The sequence below is a fragment of the Streptomyces sp. NBC_01283 genome (genome assembly GCF_041435335.1).
Classification (GTDB): Bacteria; Actinomycetota; Actinomycetes; order Streptomycetales; family Streptomycetaceae; genus Streptomyces.
Genome location: NZ_CP108430.1, coordinates 8,826,729 through 8,851,703, shown reverse-complemented (window position 1 = coordinate 8,851,703; position 24,975 = coordinate 8,826,729). Strand labels below are relative to the sequence as shown.

Below are 24,975 nucleotides of genomic sequence, written 5' to 3'. Positions count from 1 at the left end.
ACGCCCCGTCAGAGAGTGGAGAACACCCGCCGGAACAGGTCCAAGGCCTCATCGGCCCAGCCCAAGGCGCCCAGGGCCGAGCCCAGATTCCCCGGCGGGCGGTTGACCAGTGTGTCGTGGCGGATCAGCCGGTCGAAGTCGACGAGCACCGGGTCCTGGCGGAGGGTGCTCGCGTCGGGACGGAAGAACCGGACTCCCGCCAGCCGCATCACGTTGATCACCTCTTGCGCGAGAATTCCGTACCCGACCGTCGTCGGGTGCACGCCATCCAGCGAGAACAGCCCGCCGTCCGTGCGCCGTTCGCCCTCACCGGCCAGGAAGTGGGAGTTCGGCGGCGGCGACAGCGCCTGCAGGGACGACGGCAACGGATACGGCTGCCACCAGCTCGGACGCGCCAGCGGGTCCTCGGCATACCGGCGCGACGCCAGGCGGTCCATCAGGCCGCAGGTCTCCAGCAGGTACCAGTCCTTCCCCTTGGTCCGGGCGGCCCGGACCGTCTCGGTGATCGCGTCGTTGTACTCGTCGATCGCGTCGTCGACCTGCTGCGCCTGCTCCGCGGTGATGCTGGGGTCCTTGCCCGCGTCGAAGTCCCGGTCCTTGATCCAGGGGCGGGTGTAGTACGGGAAGTAGCGCGAGCCGGGCTGGATCTTGGCAGCGACACCGCGTGCCATCGGCGCGATCGTGACGTGCGGAACCGTGCACCAGATGACGTGCCGCGCCTTGATGTCGAAGACTTCGGCGGCCACTTTGCGCAGTTCGGACCTGAAGTGTTTCGGCCGCCAGACCGTGAAACGCCGCTTGGCGTCCAGGTCGTCGAAGCCGGAGTCCTCGCTCCACACCACGCGGAGATCGGTCACCGCCCGCAGGGCGTTGTTCGCGCCCAGGAAGACGACCAGAGTCTCGATGCCGTGCTTGGCCCCTGTGCCGTCGATGTCCTTGCCCAGCTCGGCCGCCGCGCTCAACTGGGTCAGCGCCCCCGCCGCCTGAGGCTGGGTGGGCAGCACGCGCAGGGCGGCACGCTCACCGGCGTTCTGCACGACCTGATTCACCAGGTCGTCCTTCGGTGTGTCGATCCGCTTGCGGCACTCGTCCGCCGACTTGGACAGCGCATCACGCAGGTCCCACCCGAACACCGCGAGGTTGTGCATGATCGCCGTCGTCGACGGCACGGTCCGGCCGGCTCCGCGCTCCCAGTAGTCCTCCACCCGGTCCATCACGTTGCGGGCCCGGAACAGCGCCAGCGGCGCCTCCCACCAGTCCAGGTTCCGCCCGTATCGGGACTCCAGGTCGCGCAGGAAGAGCTCCAGGTTGAACGGCAGCCCGCCGAAGCCCCCGTACTGGGGAAAGCGGAACTGCGGGAAGCAGCCCAGCTCGTGCGCGACGATCGCCGGATACGACAGGGACGTGTTGAAGACCGCAGCGCTCTGGAAGCCCTGCGTCAGCGAATCCCCTATCGCGACCAGGCGGTGCCGGGGATCGCCCGTCCACCGCGTACTGACATCGACCCCCACCTTGGGATCGAACTCGGGCACCCGCGGACCCTGACGACGTACGGAGTCGGCCATGATTCCCCCCTTGGCACACCGCGGCGCACCGGCTGCGCCCTCGCGCGAGGCCTCTTCCTGCGTAGCAGAGCCCGGCCGGGGCGGCACCGTCCCCGACGAGAAATACGCGGGACTCGGTGCACAGCGGGAGCCGTTGCAAGGACCGAGGACCAGGGTCGCCCCCTTCACGTCACGGGTATGAACGCGGGCAGGGTGAGGGCCGAGTGGGCCGGTCGTCCCTCCGAGGAGGGCATGGCGCTGAGATGGCGCAGCATGTCGTTGCGCTGCTCCAGGGCCCGGGCGGTGGTCGGGAAGAGCGCGGCGTCGCCCTCGCCGACCTGGTCCTGGTTCACGGTCACGAACGCACGGGTGTCGTGTTCGTAGGCGGCGAAGCCGGCGGCGTGGTCCCGGTCGGCCAGGGAACCGGCGAGCATGTACGCGCCGACGAGGGCGAGGCTTGACCCCTGCCCGGTGAGGAACGACGGCGCGTACGCGGCGTCGCCCACCAGCGCGACCCTGCCGCTGGACCAGCGCGGCATGCGGATCTGGCTGACGGCGTCGAAGAACAGGTCGTCCGCGTCGCGCAGGGCGGCGAGCATGCCAGGGACCTCCCATCCCGCGTCGGCGAAGACCGTGGCGACCAGGTCCCGTTGGGCCTCCGGGTTGCGGAACGCGTCGAACGGCGGCTCCGGGCGGGCGAAGTTGAGGAAGGCGTGCACGTCGTCGTTGTCCCCCACGGCGTAGAGTGCCGCGGCCCTGCCCGGGGTGTTCCACATCATGAGCTCGTGGGAGAGCCCGAAGGTGTTGCGCATGGTGAACCCGGCGAAGCAGTAGCCGAGGTAGCGGTGGAACTGTTCCTCGGGGCCGAAGACGAACTCGCGGGTACGTGAATGCAGGCCGTCCGCCCCGATCACCATGTCGAACGTACGCCTGCCGCCCCCGCGAAAGGTGACGTCGACCCCGTGGCCGGTCTGGTCGAGGGTGGCGATGGAGTCGTCGAACAGGAACTCCACGTCGTCGCGGACCGCCGCGTAGAGAGCGCCGGTCAGGTCCCCGCGCCGCACCTCCAGGTCCTGTCCCGCGACACCGCCGGTGACGCTGTGCGGCTTGACCGAGGTCACCTCGCCGCCGTCCTCGTCGAGGAAGGTGAGGCGGCGCAGATCGATGTGCGCGTCCCGCAGCCGAGGCAGGATTCCCATCCTCCGGACGACCTCAAGTGCGGTGCCGCGCACGTCGATGGGGTATCCACCGCCTCGAAGCGCGCCTGCTTTCTCGACCACCGTGACCGCGAATCCGTGGCGGTTCAGCCAGAACGCGAGGGCGGGCCCCGCGATGCTGGCCCCGGATATCAGGACCTTGCGCCTCGGCGTGGTGCGGCTGTCCCTCGGCTGATCAGTGCGGGTCATTCCTTGACTCCTTTGCTCATGGTGCGGGCGACGAACAGGGACAGCGCCGTGACGGCGCCTGCTATGAGGAAGCCGGTGACGAAGGCCGATTCGGCCGGGACGTCGGACCCGGAAGGGGTCGCGGCGGTGAGGAGCGCACCGCTGACCTGCACACCCACGGCGAAGCCGATCACCCGGGTCACGAGGACCAGGCTGGTGGCGATGCCGGTGTCACCTTGGTCGACGGAGGTGGCGGTGCTGGTCACCATCGCCGTGACGCACAGGCCGTTGGCGAGCGCGATCATCATCTTGCCGATGACGAGGTGCCAGACCTCGGTGTGTATCGCCGCCAGGGCGATCAGGGCGGCGACCATGATGACGATCCCGGCGGTGACCACGGCACGCGAGCCCAGACGCCGCGCCCCGATCCCACCGATCGGCCCGGCGAGTGACGCTGCCACGGCGCCGGGCAGCAGGAAGAAGCCGATCTCGGTGGCGCTGGCGCCGAATCCGTACGCGTCCTCGGACACCGCGAAAAGCTGCGGGACGAGATAGACCGGCACCGAGGTGCCGACGCAGATCACGAATGTCAGCACGCACGACTTCCATACCGCAGGCCGTGCCAGCATGCGCAGATCGACCATCGGAGAGGGCACGCGGCGCTCGACGGCCACCCATCCGGTCACGAAGGCGGCCAGAACCGCGATGAGGGCGCCGAGCACGAGTGGCTGTGAGGCGATGTCCGGTGCGAGGGCGAGCACGAGCATGAGCGTGACCAGCGTCCCGCTCATCAGGCCCAGGCCGGGCCAGTCGATTCCGGCGTCGTCCGAACGGCCCGGCGGATCCTGCGGCATCAGCCTGTTCACGAGCAGGGTGGTCCCGATGACCGCGATCGTCGGCAGCGCGAACATCCAGTGCCGGGACAGCCCTTCCGCCACGGGCCCCGCCGACAGCGTTCCCGCCATCCCGCCCCCGACGAACAACCCGCTGACCGTCCCGATGGCCACCTTCGACTCACCCGCGGGGAGGTGTTTGCGCACCACGATGAACGACAGGGGCAGCGCTCCCACCATCGCCCCCTGCAGTATCTGGCCGAGCAGCAGCACGGGCAGGTTCGGCGCGAGGGCGGACACCAGGCCACCGGCACAGACCACCGCCATCAGCCGGATCAGGATCCGTTTTCCGCCGTAGCGGTCGCCTAACTTGCCTGCGACCGGCGTGATGAGCGCGCCGGTGATGAGGAGCACGATGCTGAGCAACGCCCCTTCGGCCGGACTCATGTCCAGCTCGCGTTGCAGGAGCGGGAGCGTCGGCGTCACCACCGACTCCAGGGCGCCGGTGGCGAGTGCAAGCAGGCCGAGGGCCCAGACAGCGGCCTTTCCGATGCGGATCGGCGGAGCCAGAGTTGCGGTCATGGACGTCCTTCCGTCATTGCCGGGCCAGTAGGGCGCGGACAGGTGCCCGTGGTCAGGTGGCGGTCGTCCGGCGGAGGCAACCCGCCTACCCCGTAACCGAGTTGACGCGCGCTCATCTCCGTCGGCCGGAGCGGTGTACGACAGCGCCACCCGGCGGGCGAGAACTACACTACACCGTGCAGTGTAGGACGATTAAGATGTGCCCATGCCGACCACGAAGACACTGCGCGAGGGATCCACTCAAAAGCGGGCCGCCATCCTCTCGGCGGCCCGGGAACTGTTCCTCGCCGACGGCTTCGACCGGTCCAGCGTCGACGCGATCGCCGCCCGGGCGGAGGTGTCCAAGCGCACGGTCTACGACTACTTCGGCGACAAGCAGACGCTGCTGCGCGCAGTCGTCGACACGGTCGGCCAGTCATTGATCACCACGATCCGGCGGACCCTCGATGAAACCCTCACCGATCTCACCGAGGCCGCCGACCTCGAGGACTCCCTGGTCACGTTCTCGATGCGCATCGCGACCGACATGCTCGGCTCGGCGGAGTACGCGACGCTGCAACGCCTGGTCCGGGCGGAATCCGGCCATCTGCCGCACCGGGGCTACAACTCCATGGCCGACACCCCCGACGAGGCGCTCGCCGAGCGGTTCGCCGCTCTCGCCGCGGCCGGGCTGCTGGACGTCCCCGACCCCCGGCTCGCGGCCGACCAGTTCATCGCGCTGACGTTCGGCGTCGCGCTGGACAGGCTCGGTTCCGCCAATGCCGTGGAGGACACCCGCGTCCGGCCCCTCGTCGTCGAGGGAGTACGGACCTTCCTCCGCGCGTACCGGACCAGGTAGGGCTGGGGCCCAAGTGAGCGGCGGGGGAGGGTGCGGGACGACCACCGGGATGCGGTACGAAGTCTTCTGTGAACGAACAGAACCAGCCCACGACCGTTCGTGCATTCATCGCGCTCGCCCCGCCCGACGACGCGAAGCATGAACTGGAACTGGCCCTCGACCCCGCCTACCAGGCACATCCGCGCATGCGGTGGAACCGCATCGAGGACTGGCACATCACCCTGGCGTTCCTCGGCGAGGTCCCCGTCTCGGTGCTTCCGCTCCTGCGTACGCCGCTCGCCCGCCTCGCCGCCGCCCGCAAGCCCCTGAAGCTGGCGCTGAGCGGTGGCGGGCACTTCGACGAGCGTGTGCTGTGGAGCGGGATCGACGGCGAACTCGAAGAGCTGCATCTGCTCGCCACCGAGGTGCGTGCCGTCGTCCAGGACTGCGGTGCCGCTCACGTGGGCCGTCCGTTCCGCCCCCACCTGACGCTGGCCCGCGCCCGCCGGGACACCCCGTCGTGTGCGGTGGAGGCCGCTGCCGGGCTCGCCGGGTTCACCGGACGCCCGTGGCAGGCCGAGCGGCTGCACCTGGTCGCCAGCAACATCGGCCGTGGACCGGGGTCCATCCACTACCGCGATGTGGGCGCCTGGAACTTCGACGGTTCGGCCTGACCGGCGGCCGGGTCTGCTGCCGCGAACTCGCCACGGCCCCTGAACGCCGAGTGCCCCGCCCCTGCATCACGGGGGCGGGGCGGCAGCGCTGCAGCCACAGCGCGGATGGAAGAACCCAGGCTATCGCCGGGCACTGACAACCGCGGGGCGCCTACGACTGCGGGGGCTGGTCCTGGTCCCTGCCGAGCTGGTCCTTGAGCTTGTCCTGGGCGGTGTCGACCTGCCCGGAGTACTTGCCCTGGGTCTTGTCGTCGACGAAGTCTCCCGCCTTGTCGACTCCCTTCCCGGCCTGGTCCTCGTGACCCTTGAGCATCTGCTTCAGCTTGTCCATGACTGACATGGGCAACCGCCTCTCTGTGTCGCCCCCACAACCAGGCTCACATCGCGAGGCGTGATCCGCATCCCGGTGGCTCCGATCACGGGCTCTGCCTGCGGCAACGCGCTCGGCGGCCCCTGCGCCACCCCTGCGGCCGGCACTGCCGCCGTCGCGCCCTAGGCCGACTCGCGCACCACGAGTTCCGGCTCGAAGATCACCGAGGTGGGGTCGGTCCGCACCCCCTCCATCTCTTCCTGGAGCAGCCGTGCCATCTCCGCCCCCATCTCTTCGATCGGCTGCCGCACCGTCGTCAAGGGGGGTACGCAGGTGACCGCCACGCTCGAGTCGTCGAATCCGACCACGGCCACGTCCCGGGGTGCCTGCTTGCCGTGTTCCCTCAGGACCTGGCACACGCCTTGTGCCATCAGGTCATTGGCCGCGAACACCCCGTCGACGTCCGGGTGCTCGGCCAGCAGCCGCCGCATCGCTCCCGCCCCGCTCTCGAGGGTGAATCCGCCCTCGGCCACCGGGATGTAGGGCTGCCCGCCCCGCTCCATGCCCTCCTGGAACCCGGCAAGCCGTTCACGGCCCGCCGGGATGTCCAACGGGCCGGAGATGGTCGCCACCCGTCGGCAGCCTCGGGCCAGCAGATGCTCGGCGGCCAGCCGCGCCCCGTCCCGGTGCGCGAAGTCGACGTACGTGACGCGGGCCCGCAGTGAGGGTCGCGCGAAGAACACCGCGGGCGACCCGGCTTCGGCGAGCATCGCCGGCAGCGGATCCTCGGCATGGGTCGAGACGACCAGGGCGCCGTCCGCGTTGCCCTGGCGCAGGTAGGTCAGGACCTGCTGCCGGGATTCCTCCGTCTCCGCGAACATCAGCACCGGATGCATGGCGCGCGGGCGCAGGAATCCCACCACCCCGCTGACGGCACGGCCGAAGAAGGGGTCGGCGAACACCCGTGCGGCGAAGGCGTTCTGTGCCGTGTCGGTGTGGTCCCCGGCTCCCGAGACGACCAGGGCGATGGTGCCCGCCCGCTGGGTCACCAGGGAACGGGCCGCCCGGTTGGGCGCATAACCCGTCCGTTCGATGGCCTCTCGCACCACGTCCTGGATGGCGGGGGCGACATTGCGTACGCCGTTGACCACCCGGGAGACGGTGGCGCGGGACACCCCCGCCTCGCGCGCCACGTCCTCCAGCGTCGGCATCTGTCTGTCCATCCGGGAACCCTAACGCCCCGACACTGGACGCCATAGAGCGCTCTCCCACGCTCCTGTCGCACCTCTCCCCTGCCCTCCCACCTCCTATGGGCGGTTGCTTGACCTGCGTACCGTCACAGTCGCCCGCAAGGGGAGATCTCCGGCGCTGCGCCCCGCAAGGACCTGCCAGTCACCCGCTTCCGTCCGCCACCGGCGCTCTTCCGTGTCCCAGTGACGCAGCATCCTGGCCGGTACCTCCACCGATGCCATCACCGTCTCCCCCGGCTCCGCCCGGACCGCCGTGAAGCCCCCGAGCCAGCGGACCGGGCGCTCCACCGCGGAGTCGGGCCGCGCGAGATAGACCTGCACCACCTCACGTCCCGGGCGCGCGCCCGTGTTGCGCAACCGCACCTCCACGGCCAGGGCCTCTCCCCCGTCGCGTGCGTCGTGCCCGTCGCGTGCGTCGTGCCTGCTCGCGACCCGAAGGCATTCGTAGCTCCATGTCGTGTAACCCAGGCCGTGACCGAACCAGTAGGCGGGTTCGCGGCCCGCACGCAGCCAGGCCCGGTAGCCGATGTGCAGCCCTTCCGCGTAGACGAGCGCGCCGTCCCTGGGCCGGGTCTCGGTGACCGGTGCGTCCGCGAGCGCGGCTCCCCAGCTGGTGGGCAGGCGGCCACCCGGCTCGGCCTGCCCGAAGAGGACGTCGGCGAGCCCGGCCCCCGCTTCCTGTCCGGGGAACCACGACAGCAGCACCGCCCCGGCCCGTTCCCGCCAGGGCAGCTCCACGGGTCCGCCCGAGTTGACGACGACCACGGTGCGCGGATTCGCGGCGGCGACCGCCGCGACCAGTTCGTCCTGACGGCCGGGAAGGGTGAGCGACGTCCGATCGTGCCCCTCGGATTCGCTGCCCTCGGTGGTGCCGACGACGACCACCGCCACGTCCGCCTTCCGCGCGGCCTCGACTGCTTCGGACAGCGCCTGCTCGGGGTCCGGTTCGGGCGCCGCGGCCGTCACGACGACGGCGCGGCCGGTGTCGGGGGCGAGTTCCCTGCGGGCCACGACGTGCGCGGGGTGACCCGCGGGAAGCCATACCGAGGCGTGCTGGCGCGGCGGGTCGAGATGGATGACCGCGGGATCCTCGGTGTCGCGGGCGAACTCCCCTTCCACCAGGGGCTGTCCGTCCACCGCGAGACTCATCCGGCCGTAGCCGCCCACTCCGAACGTCCACTTCCCTTCGCCGGCCGTCCGTACCAGCGCGCTGATCTCGACGGTGTGGGCTCCCGGTGCGAGAGGAGGCTCCAACTGCCTGCCGGAATGGCGGTGTTCCGAGGAGAGTTCGCGTCCGTCCGCCGTCAGCACCCGCAGCAGCACGCCGGGCTCCCCAGTGAGGGGGTTCGCGCACTGTGCGGGATCCAACGGCCTCGGCTGCCCGCCCAGGTCCGGGCCCGGTGCGTGCAGGACCTCGGCCTGCCCGCGCAGCCGGTTCCGGATCCCGTCCAGCGGTGTGACGACGTCCGCCGGGAAGACTCCGGCACTGCCTTCTCCCTGGAGCCGCGGGGTCGAGGCGTGCCGACCGATGACCGCCACCCTGCGCAGTGCGGAGACGTCCAGGGGCAGGACATCCTCGTTGCGCAGCAGTACGGTGCCGGCCGCCACGGCCCGTCGCAGCAGACGGCGCGCGGTGCCACTCGGCCATGCGCGCGGCGGGAGCCCGCGGCCGACGCCGAGTGCGCCAACACGGTCGGCCAGTGTGAGCAGGCGCACCACCTTGTCGTCGATGGCCCGCTCGGGAACACCGCCGCTCCGGACCGCCGCCACCAGAGCCGCACCCCACGGGCCGTCCGGGCCGGGCATCACCAGGTCCTGGGCCGCGGCCGCGCTCTGGGCCGTCAGGCGCACGGCACCCCAGTCGGAGACGACGGCCCCGTCGAATCCCCACTCTCCCTTCAGCGGTTCGGCCAACAACTCGTTGGCGGTCATGGTCGTGCCGTTGACGCCGTTGTACGCGCTCATGACGAGCCACACACCCGCTCGGACGGCAGCTTCGAAGGGCGCCAGATACACCTCGCGCAGCGTCCGCTCGTCCACCCGGACGTCCAGGGTGAGCCGCTCGGTCTCCGAGTCGTTCGCCACGTAATGCTTCGCGGTCGCGGCCACCCCGTGCGCCTGGATGCCCCGGATCAGGGCGGCCCCGATGCGCGCGGCCAGTTCCGGGTCCTCGGCAAGGCACTCGAAGTGGCGTCCTCCCAGCGGAGTGCGATGGAGGTTCAAGGTGGGGGCAAGGACCGCGTGCACCCCCTTGCGCAGAGCTTCGAGGGCCAGCACCTCACCCAGTTCAGACGCGAGTTGCTCGTCCCACAAGGAGCCGAGCGCGGAGACGGAGGGAAGGAGCAGCGAGGGAAGGCGCTCGTCCCACTCCTCCCCCCGCACCCCGGCCGGGCCGTCGGAGAAGACCATCTCCCGCAGCCCCACGGCCGGTTCGGCGCGGGTACGCCACACCGTGGCGCCGGTCAGCAGCCTCACCTTCCGCTCCAGGTCCAGCGTGCCGACCAGCTTCAGCAGTGCGTCGCGCGTCATGCTTTGCTCCTCCTGCCCCCACGAGGGAGCGGCGCCGAAGTCGGATCAACCGCGGATCAGCCGTGGACCGGCCGTGGACCGGCCGTGGACCGGCCAAAGCCCGGTCGTGGATCAGTCCCGCCTCAGTCCCACATCAGTCGTGGCTCACTTGTAGACGCCGAATTCGTAGAGCGAGTAGCCGTATCCGGTCCCTCGCTCCGTGCCGTTGACGCGCACGTAGCGGCCTGAACCGCTCACATCGAAGTCGTCGACGCCGCCGTTGCCGCCGCGCACCTCACGCACGGTCCTCCAGTTCCGTCCGTCGTCCGAGGTCTGGATCGTGTACGTCTTCGCGTACGAGGTCTCCCAGTTGAGCTGGACGTGCTTGAAGGAGGTGGTGGAGCCCAGGTCTACCTGGAGCCACTGCGGGTCGCTCCAGTCGCTGGCCCACCGCGTGCCCTGCTTGCCGTCGACCGCGTTGGCGGCGGTGCAGGGGCAGTCGCTGCTGCCGGGCTGGAAGGAGGAGGCGGTCGCGGGCTTGCCCTGGGCGATGTTCGTACCGTGGACGGGTGGCACGACCACGCGTACGGACCGGGTCTCGATACCGACGTTGCCCTTGCCGTCGGAGACCTTCACATAGATCTTCCAGACGCCGGGCTTGTCCGGGGCCGTTACCTTCAGACGGCCCGACCCCAGGTTCGTGGCGGCCAGCGGGGTGAGCTCCTTGCTCTTGTCGATGTACATGCTGTTGGCGAGCACCTCGTAGGAGAGCGTGTCGCCGTCGGGGTCGCTGACCTTGGTCGTGAGCGTCAGCGGGCTGCCCGCGGGAATCTTGCCCGCGTCACCGTCGACGGTCAGTCCGGAGATGACCGGCGGGGTGTTGTCCCCCGCGGTGCTGCCTTTGTAGGCCTTCTTCACCGCGTAGTACGAGAGTCGCTTCTGGCCCGCGGGAAGCAGGTTGAACCAGACGCCTCCGAAGTCGTACTCGGTGCCGTAGTGGAACATCGTGGCGCCGAGCGCAACGCCCCGATGACCGGTGACGCAGTCCCAGGCCTTGGTGTAACCGGCGGCCTTCGTCTGGTCGGTGGGCTCCTGTGGCGCCCCGTTGGCGTCGTCGGGCACCTCCCACTCACCGGCGGGTCCGGTCTCGGTGACTATGTAGGGCTTGGTGTAACCGCCCTTCTCCCAGTCGGACTTGATGTCGCACGCGGCGTTGTAGGAGTTGACGGCGTAGAGATCGAGGTCCGGGGCGTTCTTCTTGTAATAGGGCCAGGCCCCGGTCCAGGCGTCGGTGGACGTGACGGGGTGGTTGGGGTCCACCGCGTGGATCTTCTTGGCGACGTCGTTGACGAACGTGGTGTACGCGTTGCGCTGCTTCTCCAGTTCGTCACCGGTGTAGCAGTTCTGCAGGCCGAGCACCGACTCGTTGCCCACGTTCCACATCAGGACACCGGGATTGTCCTTGTAGGCGTTCGCCCACTTGGGGAACTCCTCAAGCATCTGGTTCCTGTACGCGGTGTCCGTCAGGTAGTTGACACAGCCGCCGCTCCCCGGACCGCCGCCGGGCTGGAGCCAGAAGCCCGCGACGACCTTGATGCCGTGGGCCGCCGCGGAGTCGAACAGCGGTTTGCTGGAGGCGTCAGTGCCCCAGGTCCGAATGGTGTTGACGCCCATGGACCGCAGATCGGGCAGGTACTTGTCGGCGTCCGCGACGGAGGGGCCCCAGGTCAAGCCCTTGACCTGGTAGGGCGAGCCGTCGACGGTGAGCTGCCAGTTTCCTTGTGAACCGGTCACCTTCACGACGCTGCCGGCCGCGTGCGCCTGCTGCGCCGGGAGCGCAAGCGCTCCGGTCACGAGCAGGCCCGCGGTCACCGGGGCCACGAAGCGGCCAAGGCGGCCGAGGGAGAGAGCGGTACCAGGTCTGCGCATGGGTTCTCCTGGGCGAGGGGGATGGGGGTGATGCGGGGCAGGGGGGCGCAGGGGTGCCTGCGAAGGGCGAAAGGGAGCCTCACCCTTCGCAGGCCGGGGGTCAGGGCAGCTCGTAGTTCTCGTCGAGCGCCGCGCCCGCTTCGGGATGGGTCTGGTCATAGCCGCGCGGATCGCACTGCAGACCGCCGACGACACAGTGATCCACCAGCGCCTTCAGCGTCGCGTCGTCCCACGCGTTGAAGAAGTCGTAGTGGAAGGAGTGGCCCGTCCCGCTCGCCAGGCGGACCTTCGACATGTCCCCGTTGACGGGGAACGCCATCTTGAACTCGATCATCGGCAGGGCGACGGGGTGACTCGTCGGGCACACGTTGTCGTTGGTGCCGCTCCTGACCACCGGGTAGGACATGTGGCTCTGGTGATTCGGCGAGTCAAGCGTCTTGCCGTCCCAGCAACTGGGCGCCTGGAAACGGATGTTGAGCTGGGTGTCGGCCGTCGTGGGACAGTTCTTGGGGAACTCGACGTTGAAGTAGCTGTTCCCGCACTCCCACCCCTCGACGAAGCCCGGGTGGTCGCGGAACTCCTGCGCGGTCTGCATCGGGCTGCCGACGACGAACCTGAGCCCCTTCGGGAAGGGCCGCACACTCGTGTAGTCGGTGACCCCGGCCTTGTAGTAGATCGTCTGGTCCCCGACGGGCCGTACCTCGTTGTCGCCGTTGTACAGCGTGGGCATCCAGTACGCCGACCTGTCGCCGGGGGCAAGGCACTTGGTGGATCCCGCGTCCAGGGACGCCGTGGTGCTGTGGGCGTTCGTCGTGGTGTTCCCCATGAACGTGTGGTCATGCGACTTGCCGGGCTGCCCGGGATAGACGATGGGGTCGTCGGGGGCGGTGTGTGTCACCGAACAGTGCGCCTGGAACTCGTGGAAGTAGCGGTGCGGCGGCTGATCCGCCGACGGTTCGACACCGGTGACGGGCTGCTTCGCGGGGATGTATCCGTCGTCGTCGGCGTCCTCGGCCGCCGCGCGGGTGGATGCGGCCATGGTGTGTCCCGCGTGCAATGCCGCGGTCTTCGGCGTCCGGGACTCGGACGCGTGGTCGGCGCTCACCGCGATGCCGCCGATGCCCAGCGAGCTGACGATCAGTGCGCCTGCGATGAGCGTTCCCGAGATGGTGCGCGATCTCCGTGCCATGGAGACCTCCTGCCACGTGGAGAGGGATGGGGGGCCGGCCTGCCGGGAGCCGTGGCCGTGCACTCCCGGACACCGGGTGGGGACATGCGTGGCCGGGGGCCGTCGAGGAAGTACGTCGTCCGCCCGGAACCATCTGCCGCAGAGCGCCCTGAGAGGAACAGGGTGGGAGAGCGCTCTCCCGGAGTGTTCCCATCGTGACGCGAGCGTGTCAAGAGCCGGTGAAGGACTGGGGGCCGACGGTTGCGGTCCGCCGGCGCGCATTTGACGTACGAGGTCGCCGCCTTCCCCGGTCACTTCAGTCGCTGGTATGCAACTTCCCCCTGCTCATTGGGCATTGGGGTGTCACGTACCGGCGAGTCCTGCCATCTCGACAGCTACGCAGCGCCGTTCGGCGGCAACGTGACGAGTGGGTTCGCGGGCGTTGACGTCTCGGCCGGACGGGCGGAGGATGCTTTCCGGGAGAGCGCTCTCCTCAGTCCTCTCCCGAACCGGTTCACAAACCCGGCAGGGGCCTGCGCCTCTCTCACCGGAACGTGTGGACCAGGTCGATCTCGCCGACGATGTGGGAGTTGAACGCGTCGAGCTCCTCGGCCGGGACCCACAGTTCGAGGATCGTCCGGCCACCCGCCTGCTGGACGGGGTACCGACGCAGAAACTCGGAGTCGACCTCGAACCGCGTCACGTGGCCCACGCCGTCGTACTTCACGTTCCAGTCCCTGGCGATCCTGATCGCGTAGTCCTCGTTGAGGACCGGATAGAAGATCCGCTGCTCGGGCAGGCGGGGCGGCCAGGCGCGCCAGCTCGACTCCCGGACCAGATCCAGCTCCTTGGGACCGGTCGGGCGCCACAGGGTCGTCGTGGCGGGTCGGCTGGTCATGCGAGATCCACCTCTGCTTCGGAGGCCGCCGAAGCGGCTGATCAAGAGGTGGACGATACCCGGACGGCAAGCGAGCGGGCCACAGAGTTCAGTTGGGGGCCGAGCGGCGGCGGGCCCGATGTGCCGGGCCCGCCGTGGCCGCTGGTGAGCGGTCGTCAGCCGCCGTCGCACCTGAGGTCGGCGGGCCGCATGTAACCGAGTTGCCGGCCGTTGTCGGTGCGCGAGACCTGCCACAGGGCGTCGGCGCTCTGGCGGGTGCCGTTCACCGGGGTGCCCGGATCGAGGTAGCCCACGATCTCGGTCCATGGGTTGTTCCCGGCGTAGATCGGGGCGTCGGCGTGAGTGGCGAAGCAGGTGCCGCCTGCCGTGGCGGTGCCGCCGAGCATCGGCAGGGCCAGGAGGCCCAGCGCCAGCACGGCTGCGAGGCGCGCCGCGTTCTCACGGACCGGTCGGGTACGGGACATGTGGGTTCTCCAGGTGTGGGCGAGTGCTCCACGTGTTTCTCCGGGGCGGGTGGGGCGGGTGAGGGGCGGCCGGGCCGGGACACTCACGACGTCCCGGCCCCCCTCCGTCGCCTCAGAGCCGCTGGGTGCTGGAGATGTCGGGGGCGACCACGCCGACACCGGCGCCGGGCGTCTGCGGGGCATCCCCGGTCCACTGACCGGCGTCGTCGATCACGTCCAGGGCGCCTGTGGCGTGGGCGGGCTCCCTCGTGTCCGCCGTGTCCGCTCCCGGGGGCGGGCTGATCGCGGCGATGACAGCCCCTGCGGCAAAAGTGACAACGGCCAGTACGCTTCGCTTCTTCATACCGGGGTCAACTCCCTGTCGCGCATAAGGGCACGGCCTGCACCACGAGATCACTGCAGCGGACGCCTCCCGTACCGGTCTCGGGGCCAGTCTCGGTTCCGGCCCGAGGCGGTGGCCGACCGCGCCTAGGCTGTGCGGATGTTGCTCTACGCCCCGGCAATACTCCTCTTCCTCGTCTTCTGCGTGCGCGTGGCGCGCGAGCGCAGGAAGTTCAGCAATGCCGTGATCCTGGGCCTCGCCGCGCTCTGTGCCCTCGCGGCCTGGCTGTTCCAACTGGTCAGGTCCGGCTCGGCATCGGGTCAGGCCGTGGCGTGGGCGCTGCTGGTGCTCGGCGCGCTGAGCATCCTCGTACTGACGTGCTTCCTCTTCTCCAACAGTCTGCAGATGGTGCGCAAGGAGGGCAGGAGCCCGACCAACCTGCTGTCGCTGGTCGCCGCGTTGGCCATCCTCGCGGTCGTGGCACTGGTGATCATGGCGGTGGCCGTACGGACGCCGGTGTGGGTCGGGGTGGGCACGGCCGCCGGCGGGCTAGCCGCCTATCTCGCGTTCCTGTTCCTCTGTTTCGTCTGTTACGCGTTCCTCTACGGGCGGCTGCGGGTGCACCGCAAGGCCGACTTCGTGGTCGTGCTCGGCTCCGGGCTCGTCGGCGGGTCCACCGTGCCTCCGCTCCTCGCCAGTCGTCTCCGGCGGGCGCACTCGGTACACGCACGCCTCGCCGAGCGGGGCGATGCGCCGGTGCTCATCACGTCGGGGGGCCAGGGGCCGGACGAAGACGTGCCGGAGTCCCACGCGATGGCCGACGATCTGATCGCCCACGGATTTCCCGCCGGCCTGATCGAGCGGGAGGACCGTTCGACGACGACCGACGAGAATCTGCGGTTCAGCAAGGCGATCATGGAGAAGACGAAGCCGGACTACCGGTGCGTCATCGTCACGAACAACTACCACGCCTTCCGTGCCGCCCTCACCGCCCGGCGGGCCGGGATCAGGGGCCAGGTCGTGGGCTCACCCACAGCCGCGTACTTCTGGCCCACCGCGACCATCCGTGAGTTCGCCGCGGTCCTCGTCGCCTACAAGCGGACCAACGTGGCCATCTGCCTGCTGTTCGTCCTCGGCGGGGTGCTCGCCTGGTGGGCGCAGCGGAACGGCACCGGGTGAGACGGCTGCCGGAGGGGCGGCCCATGGGCAGCGCTCCGCGGGCAGTGCAGCCGGGGCTACGGCCGGCGGCGGGGCTTGCCCCGCTTGGCGCCCTTCGGGGTGCCGCCGGAACCGCCGCGCGCGTTCTTGCCCGCCTTACCGGTCGGCTTTCCGGACTTCCCGGCGGGCTTGCCCGCCGTGCCCGCCGTGGGCTTGCGCCTGGCGCCGCCCTTGTCGGGGCTCTTCCGCTTCGACTGGTCCGAGCCCGCTGCCGACCCGGCCGCGGGCGTCTGGGAGCGGCCACGTGAGCTGTTGACGGTGCGCCCTCGCACGATCCCGATGAAGTCCTCCACCAGGTCCGTGGTGGCGTCCTCCGGCCAGGACAGCGCGACCCGTGATTCGGGGGCTTCCGTGAGCGGCCGGTAGGTGAGGTCCTTGCGGTGGTGCAGGCGGGCGAGCGACTGGGGGACGGCGAGGACGCCGATGCCCGCCGCCACCAGCTCGATGGCGTCGGCCGTCGTGGCGGGGCGCTCGTTCGCGGGCTGTCCGGGCAGGCTCTCCCACGGCAGTGTGTCGTCGAGGGGGTGCAGGAGGATCTCGTCGGCCAGGTCCTCGACTGTCACTTCGTCGACCGCCGCGATGACGTGGTCCTTGGGGATCACCACGACCGTCGTCTCGGTATAGAGGGGGATCGCGCTGAGGTCCGTACGGTCGACCGGCAGTCGTACGAAACCGGCGTCGGCGCCGCCGTCGCGCAGGAGCTCGAAAGCCTCGCCGGGGGACACCGCCACGAGGGTCAGCGGCACATCGGGCAGCCGCTCGTTCCAGATCCGCACCCATTTGGTGGGTGTCACCCCCGGGACGTACGCGAGCCTGAAAGAAGGGGTTGCCTGCGAGTCTGTCACCCCGCCAGGTTACCGGTCGTGGTCGGCGGTAGCTCACATGCTCGATACCCTGGGGACCATGACGTCGCACCAGACCACCCAGACCATGAAGCCCGCGACCGCGGCGAAGAAACTGGGTGTGTACCTCGAGGCCACCCCCGCCGAGTTCCAGGAGGGTGTCGTCTCGCGCACCGAGCTCAACGCCCTGCAGACCGAGCCGCCCGAGTGGCTCCAGGAGCTGCGGCGCAACGGCCCGCATCCCCGGCCGGTCGTCGCGTCGAAGCTCGGCGTGTCCATCGCCGGTCTCGCACGTGGCGGGGTCACGGAGGCCCTCACCACGGAGCAGATCGAAGCGCTGAAGACGGACAACCCGGAGTGGCTGCAGAAGGAGCGCGCCACCCAGGCCGAGGTCCGCAAGGAAACGGTACGCATCAAGGAGAAGAACGCGGAGCGCGCCGAGCAGGACCGCCAGTCCCGCTCCTGAGCTTCCCGAGATCTGAGCCCCCGGACACCGACACGGTCGGCCGGGGGCTCAGGCATGCGGGGCTCAGGCATGCGGGGCTCAGGCATGCGGGGCTCAGGCATGCGGGGCTCAGGCATGCGGGGCTCAGGCATGCCGCCGCGGCGCCCGGGGCCGGGCCGGCCGCCCGACCCCGTGCCGGGCGCGGGCGGGGCCCCTGCGATGCTGATGGCGTGGTCCTCTCCCCCGCCGTGCCGGAACCGATAACCGCCGATCCGCCCGCCTCCGCCGAGAATCCGCTGCTCACGCAGTCGTGGCTGGACCTTGCCTTCGTGCACTGGGCCGTGGATCCCGCGGATGTCGCGCCGCTCCTTCCGGCCGGGACGGTTCCCGATCTCCACGACGGGGCGACCTATGTGGGTCTGGTCGCGTTCCGCATGCACCGGGTCGGCTGGTTCCGGCTGCCGGGCATCCCCTATCTGGGTACGTTTCCCGAGACCAACGTCCGCCTCTACTCGGTGGACGCCCATGGCCGCCGCGGCGTCGTCTTCCGCTCCCTCGACGCCTCGCGCCTGATCCCGGTGGCGGTCGCGCGCGGTGCCTTCCGGCTGCCGTACCAGTGGTCGCGGATGAGCATCCGGCACAGCGGCGACACCGTCACGTACACGAGTGCCAGGCGCTGGCCGGGGCCGCGGGGCGCGCACAGCCGTATCGCCGTCCGGGTGGGCGAGCGGGTCGAGGAGCCCACCGACTTCGAGCACTTCCTGACGGCCCGGTGGGGCATGCACAACACGTTCTTCGGGCGGCAGATGTTCCTGCCGAACGCGCATCCGCGCTGGCCGTTGCACCGGGCCGATCTGATCGAGTGCGACGAGGACCTGGTCGCCGCGGCGGGGTTGCCGCGGCCGGTCGGGGACCCGGTGAGCGTGCTGTATTCGCCGGGTGTGCCGGTACGTTTCGGGCGGCCTGCCCGGCCCGGCGGTATCCCGACCCCCTGACGTGCGCCACGACGGCGTACGGCACCTCACTGTCGCGCCCGTCACAGTGAGCTGGGCACGACGAACAGGCCCCAGGTGACGAGGGGGCCGACCACGCTGATGCCGAGCCCCCAGGCCATCAGCCGGCGGAAGACGAAGTCCCGCTGTTCTGCTGGGGTGTTGGCGGTCACGAGTGCTCCGCTGGTGGAGAACGGCGAGGCGTCCACCACGGACGCGGAGATGGCCAGTGCCGTGATGAGCCCGACCGCCCCCACATCGCCCGCGAGCAGGAAGGGTACGGCCAGCGGAATCAGTGCGCCGAGCATTCCGGTGGTCGAGGCGAAGGCGGAGACCAGGGCGCCGATGAGGCAGATCAGGAGGGCGCCGACGAGGGGCGCCTGGATGGAGGCGACCTGTTTGCCGAGGTAGTCGATGGTGCCCATGCGTTCCATCTGGCTCACGTACGTGACGATGCCGCAGACCAGCAGGACGGTGGACCACGCGCACCGGTCCACGGCTCCGGTGACCGACTTCGGTGAGACCAGGGACAGGACGACGGTGATGGTGAGTGCCATCAGGCCGACGTCGAGGTCGAAGAAGAGCGCTCCGGCGACGAGGCTGAGCAGTCCGATGAGGGTGAGTGCGCGCGGACCGTCGAGCCTGAGGGGCTCGTCCGGTTTCGCGGGTGCGGCGGTCGCGGTGACGGCGAGGGCGCGGCGGGGTGCTGTGCCCATCGCGCCCGTCTTGCCCGCCTCGCCCGCCTCGCCCACCTCGCCCGCCTTCACCAGCTGGCCGCCGGGCGGCGCCGCGTCGTCGTAACGCTCGCCGCCGGCGTTTCCGTCGCCGCCGCCTTTGTACGCCTCGGCCCGTTGCCCGAGCAATTGCCGTCCGCCGAAGGCGAAGAAGACGATGACGCACAGCGCCACGTTGAACAGGAACGAGGCGGTGAACAGGAGGGCGGGATTGCCCGGCAGGTGGTTCCGCTCGACCACGTTGTTGGTGATGCTGCCGAACACGCCGATCGGCGAGAAGCCGCCCGCACTTGCTCCGTTGGCGATGAGCAGGCCCATGAGCACGGGGTTGATGCCATAGGCGGCGGCGAAGCCGAGGCCGATGGGGGCCACGATGCCGACCGCCGCCGGGGTGACCGCACCGACCGCGGTGAGGACGGCGGTGACCAGGAACATGACCCAGGGGATGAGGGCGATCCGGCCGCGCACCGCCTTCACGGCCGCGTTGACGAGCCAGTCGACGGTGCCGTTGTTCTTCGCTATGGCGAACAGAAGAGTGACGCCGACCAGCACGACGAAGAGGTCGCCGGGGAAGCCGGAGAAGAGGTCGTCGGTCGACTCGTCCGCCACGGTGGCGCCGACGATGAACGCGGCCACGAGGGCGAGAGCACCCAGGTGCACGGCGGAGAAGGTGGCGATGGCGAAGACGAGGACCAAGGCGATGATGGAGATGACTTGATCTGACACGAGGGCTCCCTTGCCGTCGGCCGATGGTCATGTCGCGGTACGCCGCAGCGCGTGACGAGGGGTGCGTGCGGCGCCGAGGAGTGCGCGGCGGATGACGGCGCGCACGGACGTCATCCCGTGGGCCGAAGGAGCCCAGGGAGGATGAATAATTCCGCCTGGCGGAATTGAGCTTTCGCAATGGGGAGTATTGGAGCGGGCTTCCCGGGGCGTCAAGGGGAACGCCCGAATACGTTGGGCGGGGCCGGGCCTGCTAGATCCCCGCTCCGGGACCGTCCGCTCCAATCTGCCGGGGATGCCCCAGCGCCGCGCTGACCTGCCGCGCCGTCTCGCTCACCAGGGCGCCGTACGCCGCACTGGCCTCCTGGGTCATCCGGCTCGTCGGCATGTTGACACTGATGCTGGCGACCGGCGCCCCCGACTCGTCCCACACGGCGGACGCGACCGCGGACACGTCATCGCGCCACTCCCCACCGTTGGTGGCATACCCGCGCTCCCTGATCCGGGCGAGCTCGGTGAGCAGCCGCTCCTTGTCCGTGATCGTCGAGCCGGTGAACTCTTCGAGTCCGGCGTCCAGTTGACGGTCGATCACTTCCCGGGAGCTCGCCGCGAGGACCGCCTTGCCGTTCGCGGAGGCGTGGATGGGCAGCTGGGTGCCGAGGGCCAGGATGATCCGCACCGGCTTGGAGGTCTCCAGGCGCTCGATCAGCACGACCCTGTCGCCGTCCGGCACGGTCAGATGCACCGTCTCGTCGATGCGCCGCCGCAGCTCCTCCATGAGCGGCAGGGCGACGTCACGCAGGCTCAACTCCCCCGTGGCGCGGCGTCCGACCTGCAACGCCTTGGTGGTCACGACCCAGCGGGTGACCTCGCCGGAGGCCGGGCGGATCCATCCCGCCTCGTGCAGCGTGCGCAGGGCGCGCTGGGCCGAGCTCTTGGGCAGCTCCAGGCCACGGGCCAGCTCGCCGACGCCGATCGGCTGCCGCGCGGCGACCTCTTCCAGCACCCGAAGTGCGTTGAGAACGCTCTGCATCCGTTGACTCCCTACCGGGTCGCCCCCTACGCTCCCCGTGCCACCTTACGACACATCGTGCCACAATGCGGCACGCATTTCAAGGGAGTTGGCCACAGTGACCTCTCAAGCCGGGCGGCACTTCCTGCAGATACCGGGCCCCACCAATGTCCCCGACCAGGTGCTCCGCGCCATCTCGGCGCCGACCATCGACCATCGCGGCCCCGAATTCGCCGCGCTCACCACGGAGTTGCTCGCCGCGCTGAAGCCGGTCTTCGGCACATCGGGACCGGTCGTCGTCTTCCCGGGCTCGGGCACCGGCGCCTGGGAAGCGGCCCTGGTCAACACGCTCAGCACCGGGGACCGGGTGCTGCACGTGGAGACCGGCCACTTCGCCACGCTCTGGCAGCAGATGGCGGCCGGTCTCGGTCTCTACGTCGACTTGCTGCCCGGCGACTGGCGCCACGGCGCGTCCCCCGAGGACATCGCCGAACGCCTCGCGGCCGACAGCGCTCGCACGATCAAGGCCGTCTGCGTCGTGCACAACGAGACGTCGACCGGCGTGACCAGCAGGGTGCCCGAGATCAGGCGGGCGATGGATGCGACGGGACACCCGGCGCTACTGCTCGTCGACACGATCTCCTCGCTGGGTTCGATCGACTACCGGCACGACGAGTGGGGCGTCGACGTCACCGTCGCCGGCTCCCAGAAAGGGCTGATGCTGCCGCCGGGGCTCGGCTTCAACGCCGTGAGCGAGAAGGCCCTGGCCGCCTCCCGCACCGCGCGGCTGCGCAGGTCCTACTGGGACTGGCAGCCGATCATCGAGGCGAACCGGCGCGGATTCTTCCCGTACACCCCGGCCACCAACCTCCTCTACGGTCTCGCCGAAGCGCTGCGGATGCTCCAGGCGGAGGGCCTGCCCGCGGTCTTCGCCCGGCACGACCGGCATGCGGCGGCCACCCGAACGGCCGTCCGCGGCTGGGGACTCGAGGTGCTCTGCGCCGACGACCGCGAGTACTCGTCGTCGCTGACCGCGGTGCTCATGCCCGAGGATCAGGACGCCGACAAGGTGCGCGAGATCATCCTTGAGCGGTTCGACATGTCCCTGGGTGCGGGCCTCGGCAAGCTCGCCGGGCGGATCTTCCGCATCGGCCACCTCGGCCACCTCAACGACCTGACCCTGGCGGGCACGCTCGCCGGGGTGCAGATGGGCCTCCAACTGGCGGGCGTGCGCATCGACCCCGGCGGGCTCACCGCCGCCCTGGACATCCTGCGCGCCGAGTGACGGCAGACGCCCGCCCGACTCCCCCACCCGCCGAGGAGGCCCCCGAGCATGACCGTCACCGAGGGCGAGAGCCCCACGCACGAAAGCGCCGAGACCCAGGACCGGGCCCATGGTCTCCAGAAGGACCTGGTCAGGGATCTCGACGGCGAGGTTCAGTTCGACGACTACACGCGGCACTTGTTCGCCCGGGACGCGAGCATGTACGCCATCATGCCGATGGGCGTGGTCTTCCCCCGCCACGCCGACGACGTCGCGGCGGCGGTCGCGGCCGCCGCCGCCCACGGGGTGCCCGTGGTGCCACGCGGGGCCGGGACCAGCCTGGCGGGCCAGACCGTCGGGCCCGGACTGGTCCTCGACCTGTCCCGCCATATGAACCGCATCGTGGAGCTCGACCCGAGCAGCGGGACCGCCCTGGTCGAGACCGGCGTCGTACAGGACCAGCTCAATCGCGCGGCGAGTCCATGGGGGCTGATGTTCGGCCCGGACACCTCGACCAGCAACCGCGCCACCATCGGCGGGATGATCGGCAACAACTCGGCCGGCAGCGGGTCGGTGCGCTACGGCATGACCATCGACCACGTCCGCGAACTCGACGTGGTGCTCTCGGACGCCAGCCGGGTGCCGCTCGGCCGGGTCGACGAGGGCGAACGGGCCTACCGCGCACAGCAGTTGACGCTGGAAGGCGCTCTCTATCGGGAGCTGCCCCAGATCGTGCGGGCCAACGCGACGGCCATCGCCGAGGGGTTCCCCGAGCACTGGCGACGCGCCTGCGGTTACCGCCTCGACCGCCTTGCCCGCGACGACACCCCCTTCGACCTCGCCAAGTTCGTCGTCGGCTCGGAAGGGACCCTGGCGGTCGCGACGAGCGCCCTGGTCGATCTGGTGCCCAAGCCGCGCCGCACGGTGATCGCCGTCGGCCACTTCGCCTCGGTGGCGGAAGCCATCGGGGGGACGGAGGACGCGCTGGCCTGCGATCCCGCCGCCGTGGAGCTGATGGACCGTACGATCCTCGATCTGTCCCGGCGCAAGATCGAGTACGCGGCGCTCGGCGACCTCCTGGAAGGGGAACCCGAAGCGCTGCTCTTCGTGTCCTTCACCGGTGACGAAGAGGGTGAACTCCTGGACCGGATGCGGCGGCTCACGGAGCTCTGGTCCCGGCACGGGCACGGCTATCACACCCTCCAGGCCGTCACACCGGCCCAGCAGTCGTCGCTCCTGAAGGTCCGCAAGGCGGGGCTCGGGCTGCTCATGGCGGCCAGTGAGGGCACCCGGCGCCCGCTCGCCTTCGTCGAGGACACCGCCGTGGACCCGGTGCACCTGGGCGACTACACCCGCAGGTTCAAGGACGTCCTCGACCGGCACGGCATGACGGCCGGTTTCTACGGCCACTGCTCGGTCGGCTGTCTGCACATCCGGCCCTACCTCGACCTCACCGACCCGGCGGACATCGGCCGGATGCGTGCCGTCGCGGAGGAGATCAAGGATCTGGTCGCCGAATACGGCGGGGTGAACTCCAGCGAGCACGGTGACGGTCTCGCGCGCAGCGAGTTCAACCGGGAGATCTTCGGCGAGCAGCTGTACGAGGCGATGCGCCGGGTCAAGCGGCTCTTCGACCCCGACAACATCCTCAACCCGGGCAAGATCGTGGACGCGGCGCCGATGACGGAGAACCTGCGCGACGCGGCCCTGCCGCCCGCCGAGCCGCTGCGCACCCGGCTGTCCTTCGAGGTCGTGGGCGAGGGTGGCATGCGGGCGGCGGCGGACCGGTGCATGAACATCGGCCTGTGCCGCAAGTCGGGCAGCGGCGCCATGTGCCCCTCGTACATGGCCACCCGCAAGGAGGAGGACTCCACCCGTGGCCGGGCGGGAGCCCTGGTCAAGGCCCTCTCCGAGCCCGACCCGAAGGCCGCGCTCGGGGACGAGCGGCTGCACGAGATCCTCGACCTGTGCCTGATGTGCAAGGCGTGCAAGAGCGAGTGCCCGCTCGGCGTCGACATGGCCACCCTCAAGAGCGAGACCCTCTCGCACTACCACGACACCCATGGAGTGCCGCTGCGCACCCGTCTGTTCGGTGCGATCCGGCTCCTGAACCGCCTGGGGTCGGCGACGGCCCCGCTGTCCAATCTGCCGGGGCGCATCGCGCCGGTGCGCCGGCTCATGGACCGCGTGGTCGGCATCGCTCCCCAGCGGCCGCTGCCGGTGTTCGTGCGCCGCAATCTGCTGCGCTGGTTCCACCGTCGTACGCCCACCGCGTACCCGGTCACCCAGGGCACCGTCACCTACCTCGCCGATTCCTTCACCACGTTCACCGAGCCGGGCATCGGCCGTGCGGCCATCGAGCTGCTCGAACGTGCGGGGTGGCAGGTACGGCTGGAGAGCGGCGGCTGCTGCGGCAGGTCCAGCCTCTCCAAGGGCCTGGTCGACGACGCCAAGAACAAGGCGCGGCAACTCGCCCACACACTCGGGGAGTCGACGGACCCAGGCTCACCGATCGTGGGCTGCGAGCCCTCCTGCCTGATGACACTGCGCGACGAACACCGGGCCCTGCTGCCGGACGACACCGCCGTCAAGGACATCTCCGGGAGGGTGCGTCAGGTCGAGGAGCTGCTGGTGGAGGCTCTCGACGAGGGACGGCTGCGGCTGCGCGACGACTCGTGGCTCGCCGGACGCAAGCTGCTCTACCACGGTCACTGCCACCAGAAGGCGGAGGTGGGCACGGCCGCGACCGTCGCGCTCCTGAACCGCATCCCGGGGGTGACGGTGTCCGAACTGGACGCCGGGTGCTGCGGGATGGCGGGGTCCTTCGGCTTCGAGTCCGAGCACTACGAGGTGTCGATGACGGTCGGTGACGACCGGCTGTTCCCCGCGATCGAGGCGGAGGCCGCCGACACGGTCGTGGTCGCCACCGGAGTCTCCTGCCGCCAGCAGATCTTCCACGGGACGGAGCGGAACGCCTGGCATCCGGTGCAGTTGCTGTGGGAGGCGGTGGAACCGGCGTGAGCGCCATGGCGGCCCGCGGTGCACGAACACCGCGGGCCGC

Annotated in this window: 21 protein-coding genes; 7 read left to right on the top strand and 14 right to left on the bottom strand. The window is 70.1% G+C overall.

Annotated features, from left to right (window positions below; translation table 11 throughout):
* Positions 1-8: 8 nt before the first annotated feature.
* From OG302_RS39970 to OG302_RS39960, 3 genes are all read right to left on the bottom strand, one after another.
* Positions 9-1,565: a hypothetical protein gene (locus OG302_RS39970; protein ID WP_371749648.1), complete on the bottom strand. Its 1,557-nt coding sequence runs from the start codon at positions 1,563-1,565 to the stop codon at positions 9-11.
* A gap of 164 nt (positions 1,566-1,729) precedes the next feature.
* Positions 1,730-2,950, bottom strand: coding sequence for an FAD-dependent monooxygenase (locus OG302_RS39965; protein ID WP_371749647.1), 1,221 nt, complete (start codon positions 2,948-2,950; stop codon positions 1,730-1,732).
* On the bottom strand, positions 2,947-4,344 hold the full coding sequence (locus OG302_RS39960) for an MFS transporter (protein ID WP_371749646.1): 1,398 nt from the start codon (positions 4,342-4,344) through the stop codon (positions 2,947-2,949). Before OG302_RS39960 ends, OG302_RS39965 begins: the two co-directional genes overlap by 4 nt.
* Positions 4,345-4,549: 205 nt before the next feature.
* Between OG302_RS39960 and OG302_RS39955 the strand changes: the two genes are divergently transcribed.
* Both OG302_RS39955 and thpR read left to right on the top strand, forming a co-directional pair.
* Entirely contained in the window at positions 4,550-5,182 is a 633-nt protein-coding gene (locus OG302_RS39955; RefSeq protein ID WP_371749645.1) for a TetR/AcrR family transcriptional regulator, read from the top strand.
* 68 nt (positions 5,183-5,250) lie between these two features.
* Positions 5,251-5,835: an RNA 2',3'-cyclic phosphodiesterase gene (thpR, locus tag OG302_RS39950; protein WP_371749644.1), complete on the top strand. Its 585-nt coding sequence runs from the start codon at positions 5,251-5,253 to the stop codon at positions 5,833-5,835.
* A gap of 151 nt (positions 5,836-5,986) precedes the next feature.
* Here the strand turns inward: thpR and OG302_RS39945 are convergent, their stop codons facing one another.
* The 8 genes from OG302_RS39945 to OG302_RS39910 all read right to left on the bottom strand — a co-directional run bounded on the left by OG302_RS39945 (position 5,987) and on the right by OG302_RS39910 (position 14,705).
* Positions 5,987-6,175, bottom strand: coding sequence for an antitoxin (locus tag OG302_RS39945; protein ID WP_371749643.1), 189 nt, complete (start codon positions 6,173-6,175; stop codon positions 5,987-5,989).
* A gap of 152 nt (positions 6,176-6,327) precedes the next feature.
* Positions 6,328-7,368: a LacI family DNA-binding transcriptional regulator gene (locus OG302_RS39940; protein WP_371749642.1), complete on the bottom strand. Its 1,041-nt coding sequence runs from the start codon at positions 7,366-7,368 to the stop codon at positions 6,328-6,330.
* An 84-nt stretch (positions 7,369-7,452) separates the two neighbouring features.
* A complete protein-coding gene (locus OG302_RS39935) occupies positions 7,453-9,924 on the bottom strand; it encodes a glycoside hydrolase family 3 C-terminal domain-containing protein (protein ID WP_371749641.1) in 2,472 nt (823 codons plus the stop codon).
* Positions 9,925-10,068: 144 nt separating this feature from the next.
* The gene (locus OG302_RS39930) at positions 10,069-11,832 is read right to left on the bottom strand and encodes a discoidin domain-containing protein (RefSeq protein WP_371749640.1); all 1,764 of its coding nucleotides are present in this window, start codon (positions 11,830-11,832) and stop codon (positions 10,069-10,071) included.
* Between the two features lie 100 nt (positions 11,833-11,932).
* Positions 11,933-13,021: a DUF1996 domain-containing protein gene (locus OG302_RS39925; RefSeq protein WP_371749639.1), complete on the bottom strand. Its 1,089-nt coding sequence runs from the start codon at positions 13,019-13,021 to the stop codon at positions 11,933-11,935.
* A 523-nt stretch (positions 13,022-13,544) separates the two neighbouring features.
* Positions 13,545-13,898 (bottom strand): hypothetical protein, encoded by a 354-nt coding sequence (locus OG302_RS39920; RefSeq protein WP_371749638.1) that lies wholly within the window; start codon positions 13,896-13,898, stop codon positions 13,545-13,547.
* Between the two features lie 155 nt (positions 13,899-14,053).
* A complete protein-coding gene (locus OG302_RS39915) occupies positions 14,054-14,362 on the bottom strand; it encodes a hypothetical protein (protein ID WP_371749637.1) in 309 nt (102 codons plus the stop codon).
* Positions 14,363-14,474: 112 nt separating this feature from the next.
* Positions 14,475-14,705, bottom strand: coding sequence for a hypothetical protein (locus OG302_RS39910; protein WP_371749636.1), 231 nt, complete (start codon positions 14,703-14,705; stop codon positions 14,475-14,477).
* A 138-nt stretch (positions 14,706-14,843) separates the two neighbouring features.
* Between OG302_RS39910 and OG302_RS39905 the strand changes: the two genes are divergently transcribed.
* Positions 14,844-15,863 carry a YdcF family protein gene (locus tag OG302_RS39905; RefSeq protein WP_371749635.1) on the top strand — a complete coding sequence of 340 codons (1,020 nt, stop codon included), beginning with the start codon at positions 14,844-14,846 and terminating at the stop codon, positions 15,861-15,863.
* Positions 15,864-15,919: 56 nt separating this feature from the next.
* Here the strand turns inward: OG302_RS39905 and OG302_RS39900 are convergent, their stop codons facing one another.
* Positions 15,920-16,747, bottom strand: coding sequence for a LysR family substrate-binding domain-containing protein (locus OG302_RS39900; protein WP_371749634.1), 828 nt, complete (start codon positions 16,745-16,747; stop codon positions 15,920-15,922).
* 58 nt (positions 16,748-16,805) lie between these two features.
* On the opposite strand from OG302_RS39900, the gene OG302_RS39895 reads away from it, so the two are divergent.
* Positions 16,806-17,210: a DUF5997 family protein gene (locus tag OG302_RS39895; protein ID WP_371749633.1), complete on the top strand. Its 405-nt coding sequence runs from the start codon at positions 16,806-16,808 to the stop codon at positions 17,208-17,210.
* A 209-nt stretch (positions 17,211-17,419) separates the two neighbouring features.
* On the top strand, positions 17,420-18,184 hold the full coding sequence (locus tag OG302_RS39890; RefSeq protein WP_371749632.1) for a YqjF family protein: 765 nt from the start codon (positions 17,420-17,422) through the stop codon (positions 18,182-18,184).
* A gap of 41 nt (positions 18,185-18,225) precedes the next feature.
* Here OG302_RS39890 and OG302_RS39885 read toward each other — a convergent pair whose 3' ends face one another.
* Positions 18,226-19,641 (bottom strand): SLC13 family permease, encoded by a 1,416-nt coding sequence (locus OG302_RS39885; protein ID WP_371749631.1) that lies wholly within the window; start codon positions 19,639-19,641, stop codon positions 18,226-18,228.
* Positions 19,642-19,891: 250 nt separating this feature from the next.
* The gene (locus OG302_RS39880; protein WP_371749630.1) at positions 19,892-20,671 is read right to left on the bottom strand and encodes an IclR family transcriptional regulator; all 780 of its coding nucleotides are present in this window, start codon (positions 20,669-20,671) and stop codon (positions 19,892-19,894) included.
* 97 nt (positions 20,672-20,768) lie between these two features.
* Here OG302_RS39880 and OG302_RS39875 point away from each other — a divergent pair, with 97 nt between their 5' ends.
* Both OG302_RS39875 and OG302_RS39870 read left to right on the top strand, forming a co-directional pair.
* Positions 20,769-21,935 carry an alanine--glyoxylate aminotransferase family protein gene (locus tag OG302_RS39875; RefSeq protein WP_371749629.1) on the top strand — a complete coding sequence of 389 codons (1,167 nt, stop codon included), beginning with the start codon at positions 20,769-20,771 and terminating at the stop codon, positions 21,933-21,935.
* Positions 21,936-21,983: 48 nt separating this feature from the next.
* Positions 21,984-24,935, top strand: coding sequence for an FAD-binding and (Fe-S)-binding domain-containing protein (locus OG302_RS39870; protein ID WP_371749628.1), 2,952 nt, complete (start codon positions 21,984-21,986; stop codon positions 24,933-24,935).
* The last annotated feature ends 40 nt before the right edge of the window (positions 24,936-24,975 follow it).

What these genes read in the sequence shown, in the direction of transcription:
- OG302_RS39930 (WP_371749640.1), bottom strand. Translation starts at nt 11,832, where the DNA reads ATGCGCAGACCTGGTACCGCTCTCTCCCTCGGCCGCCTTGGCCGCTTC.
- OG302_RS39965 (WP_371749647.1), bottom strand. Translation starts at nt 2,950, where the DNA reads ATGACCCGCACTGATCAGCCGAGGGACAGCCGCACCACGCCGAGGCGC.
- OG302_RS39925 (WP_371749639.1), bottom strand. Translation starts at nt 13,021, where the DNA reads ATGGCACGGAGATCGCGCACCATCTCGGGAACGCTCATCGCAGGCGCA.
- OG302_RS39920 (WP_371749638.1), bottom strand. Translation starts at nt 13,898, where the DNA reads ATGACCAGCCGACCCGCCACGACGACCCTGTGGCGCCCGACCGGTCCC.
- OG302_RS39940 (WP_371749642.1), bottom strand. Translation starts at nt 7,368, where the DNA reads ATGGACAGACAGATGCCGACGCTGGAGGACGTGGCGCGCGAGGCGGGG.
- OG302_RS39935 (WP_371749641.1), bottom strand. Translation starts at nt 9,924, where the DNA reads ATGACGCGCGACGCACTGCTGAAGCTGGTCGGCACGCTGGACCTGGAG.
- OG302_RS39910 (WP_371749636.1), bottom strand. Translation starts at nt 14,705, where the DNA reads ATGAAGAAGCGAAGCGTACTGGCCGTTGTCACTTTTGCCGCAGGGGCT.
- OG302_RS39895 (WP_371749633.1), top strand. Translation starts at nt 16,806, where the DNA reads ATGACGTCGCACCAGACCACCCAGACCATGAAGCCCGCGACCGCGGCG.
- OG302_RS39945 (WP_371749643.1), bottom strand. Translation starts at nt 6,175, where the DNA reads ATGTCAGTCATGGACAAGCTGAAGCAGATGCTCAAGGGTCACGAGGAC.
- OG302_RS39955 (WP_371749645.1), top strand. Translation starts at nt 4,550, where the DNA reads ATGCCGACCACGAAGACACTGCGCGAGGGATCCACTCAAAAGCGGGCC.
- OG302_RS39960 (WP_371749646.1), bottom strand. Translation starts at nt 4,344, where the DNA reads ATGACCGCAACTCTGGCTCCGCCGATCCGCATCGGAAAGGCCGCTGTC.
- OG302_RS39915 (WP_371749637.1), bottom strand. Translation starts at nt 14,362, where the DNA reads ATGTCCCGTACCCGACCGGTCCGTGAGAACGCGGCGCGCCTCGCAGCC.
- OG302_RS39880 (WP_371749630.1), bottom strand. Translation starts at nt 20,671, where the DNA reads ATGCAGAGCGTTCTCAACGCACTTCGGGTGCTGGAAGAGGTCGCCGCG.
- OG302_RS39905 (WP_371749635.1), top strand. Translation starts at nt 14,844, where the DNA reads ATGTTGCTCTACGCCCCGGCAATACTCCTCTTCCTCGTCTTCTGCGTG.
- OG302_RS39870 (WP_371749628.1), top strand. Translation starts at nt 21,984, where the DNA reads ATGACCGTCACCGAGGGCGAGAGCCCCACGCACGAAAGCGCCGAGACC.
- OG302_RS39970 (WP_371749648.1), bottom strand. Translation starts at nt 1,565, where the DNA reads ATGGCCGACTCCGTACGTCGTCAGGGTCCGCGGGTGCCCGAGTTCGAT.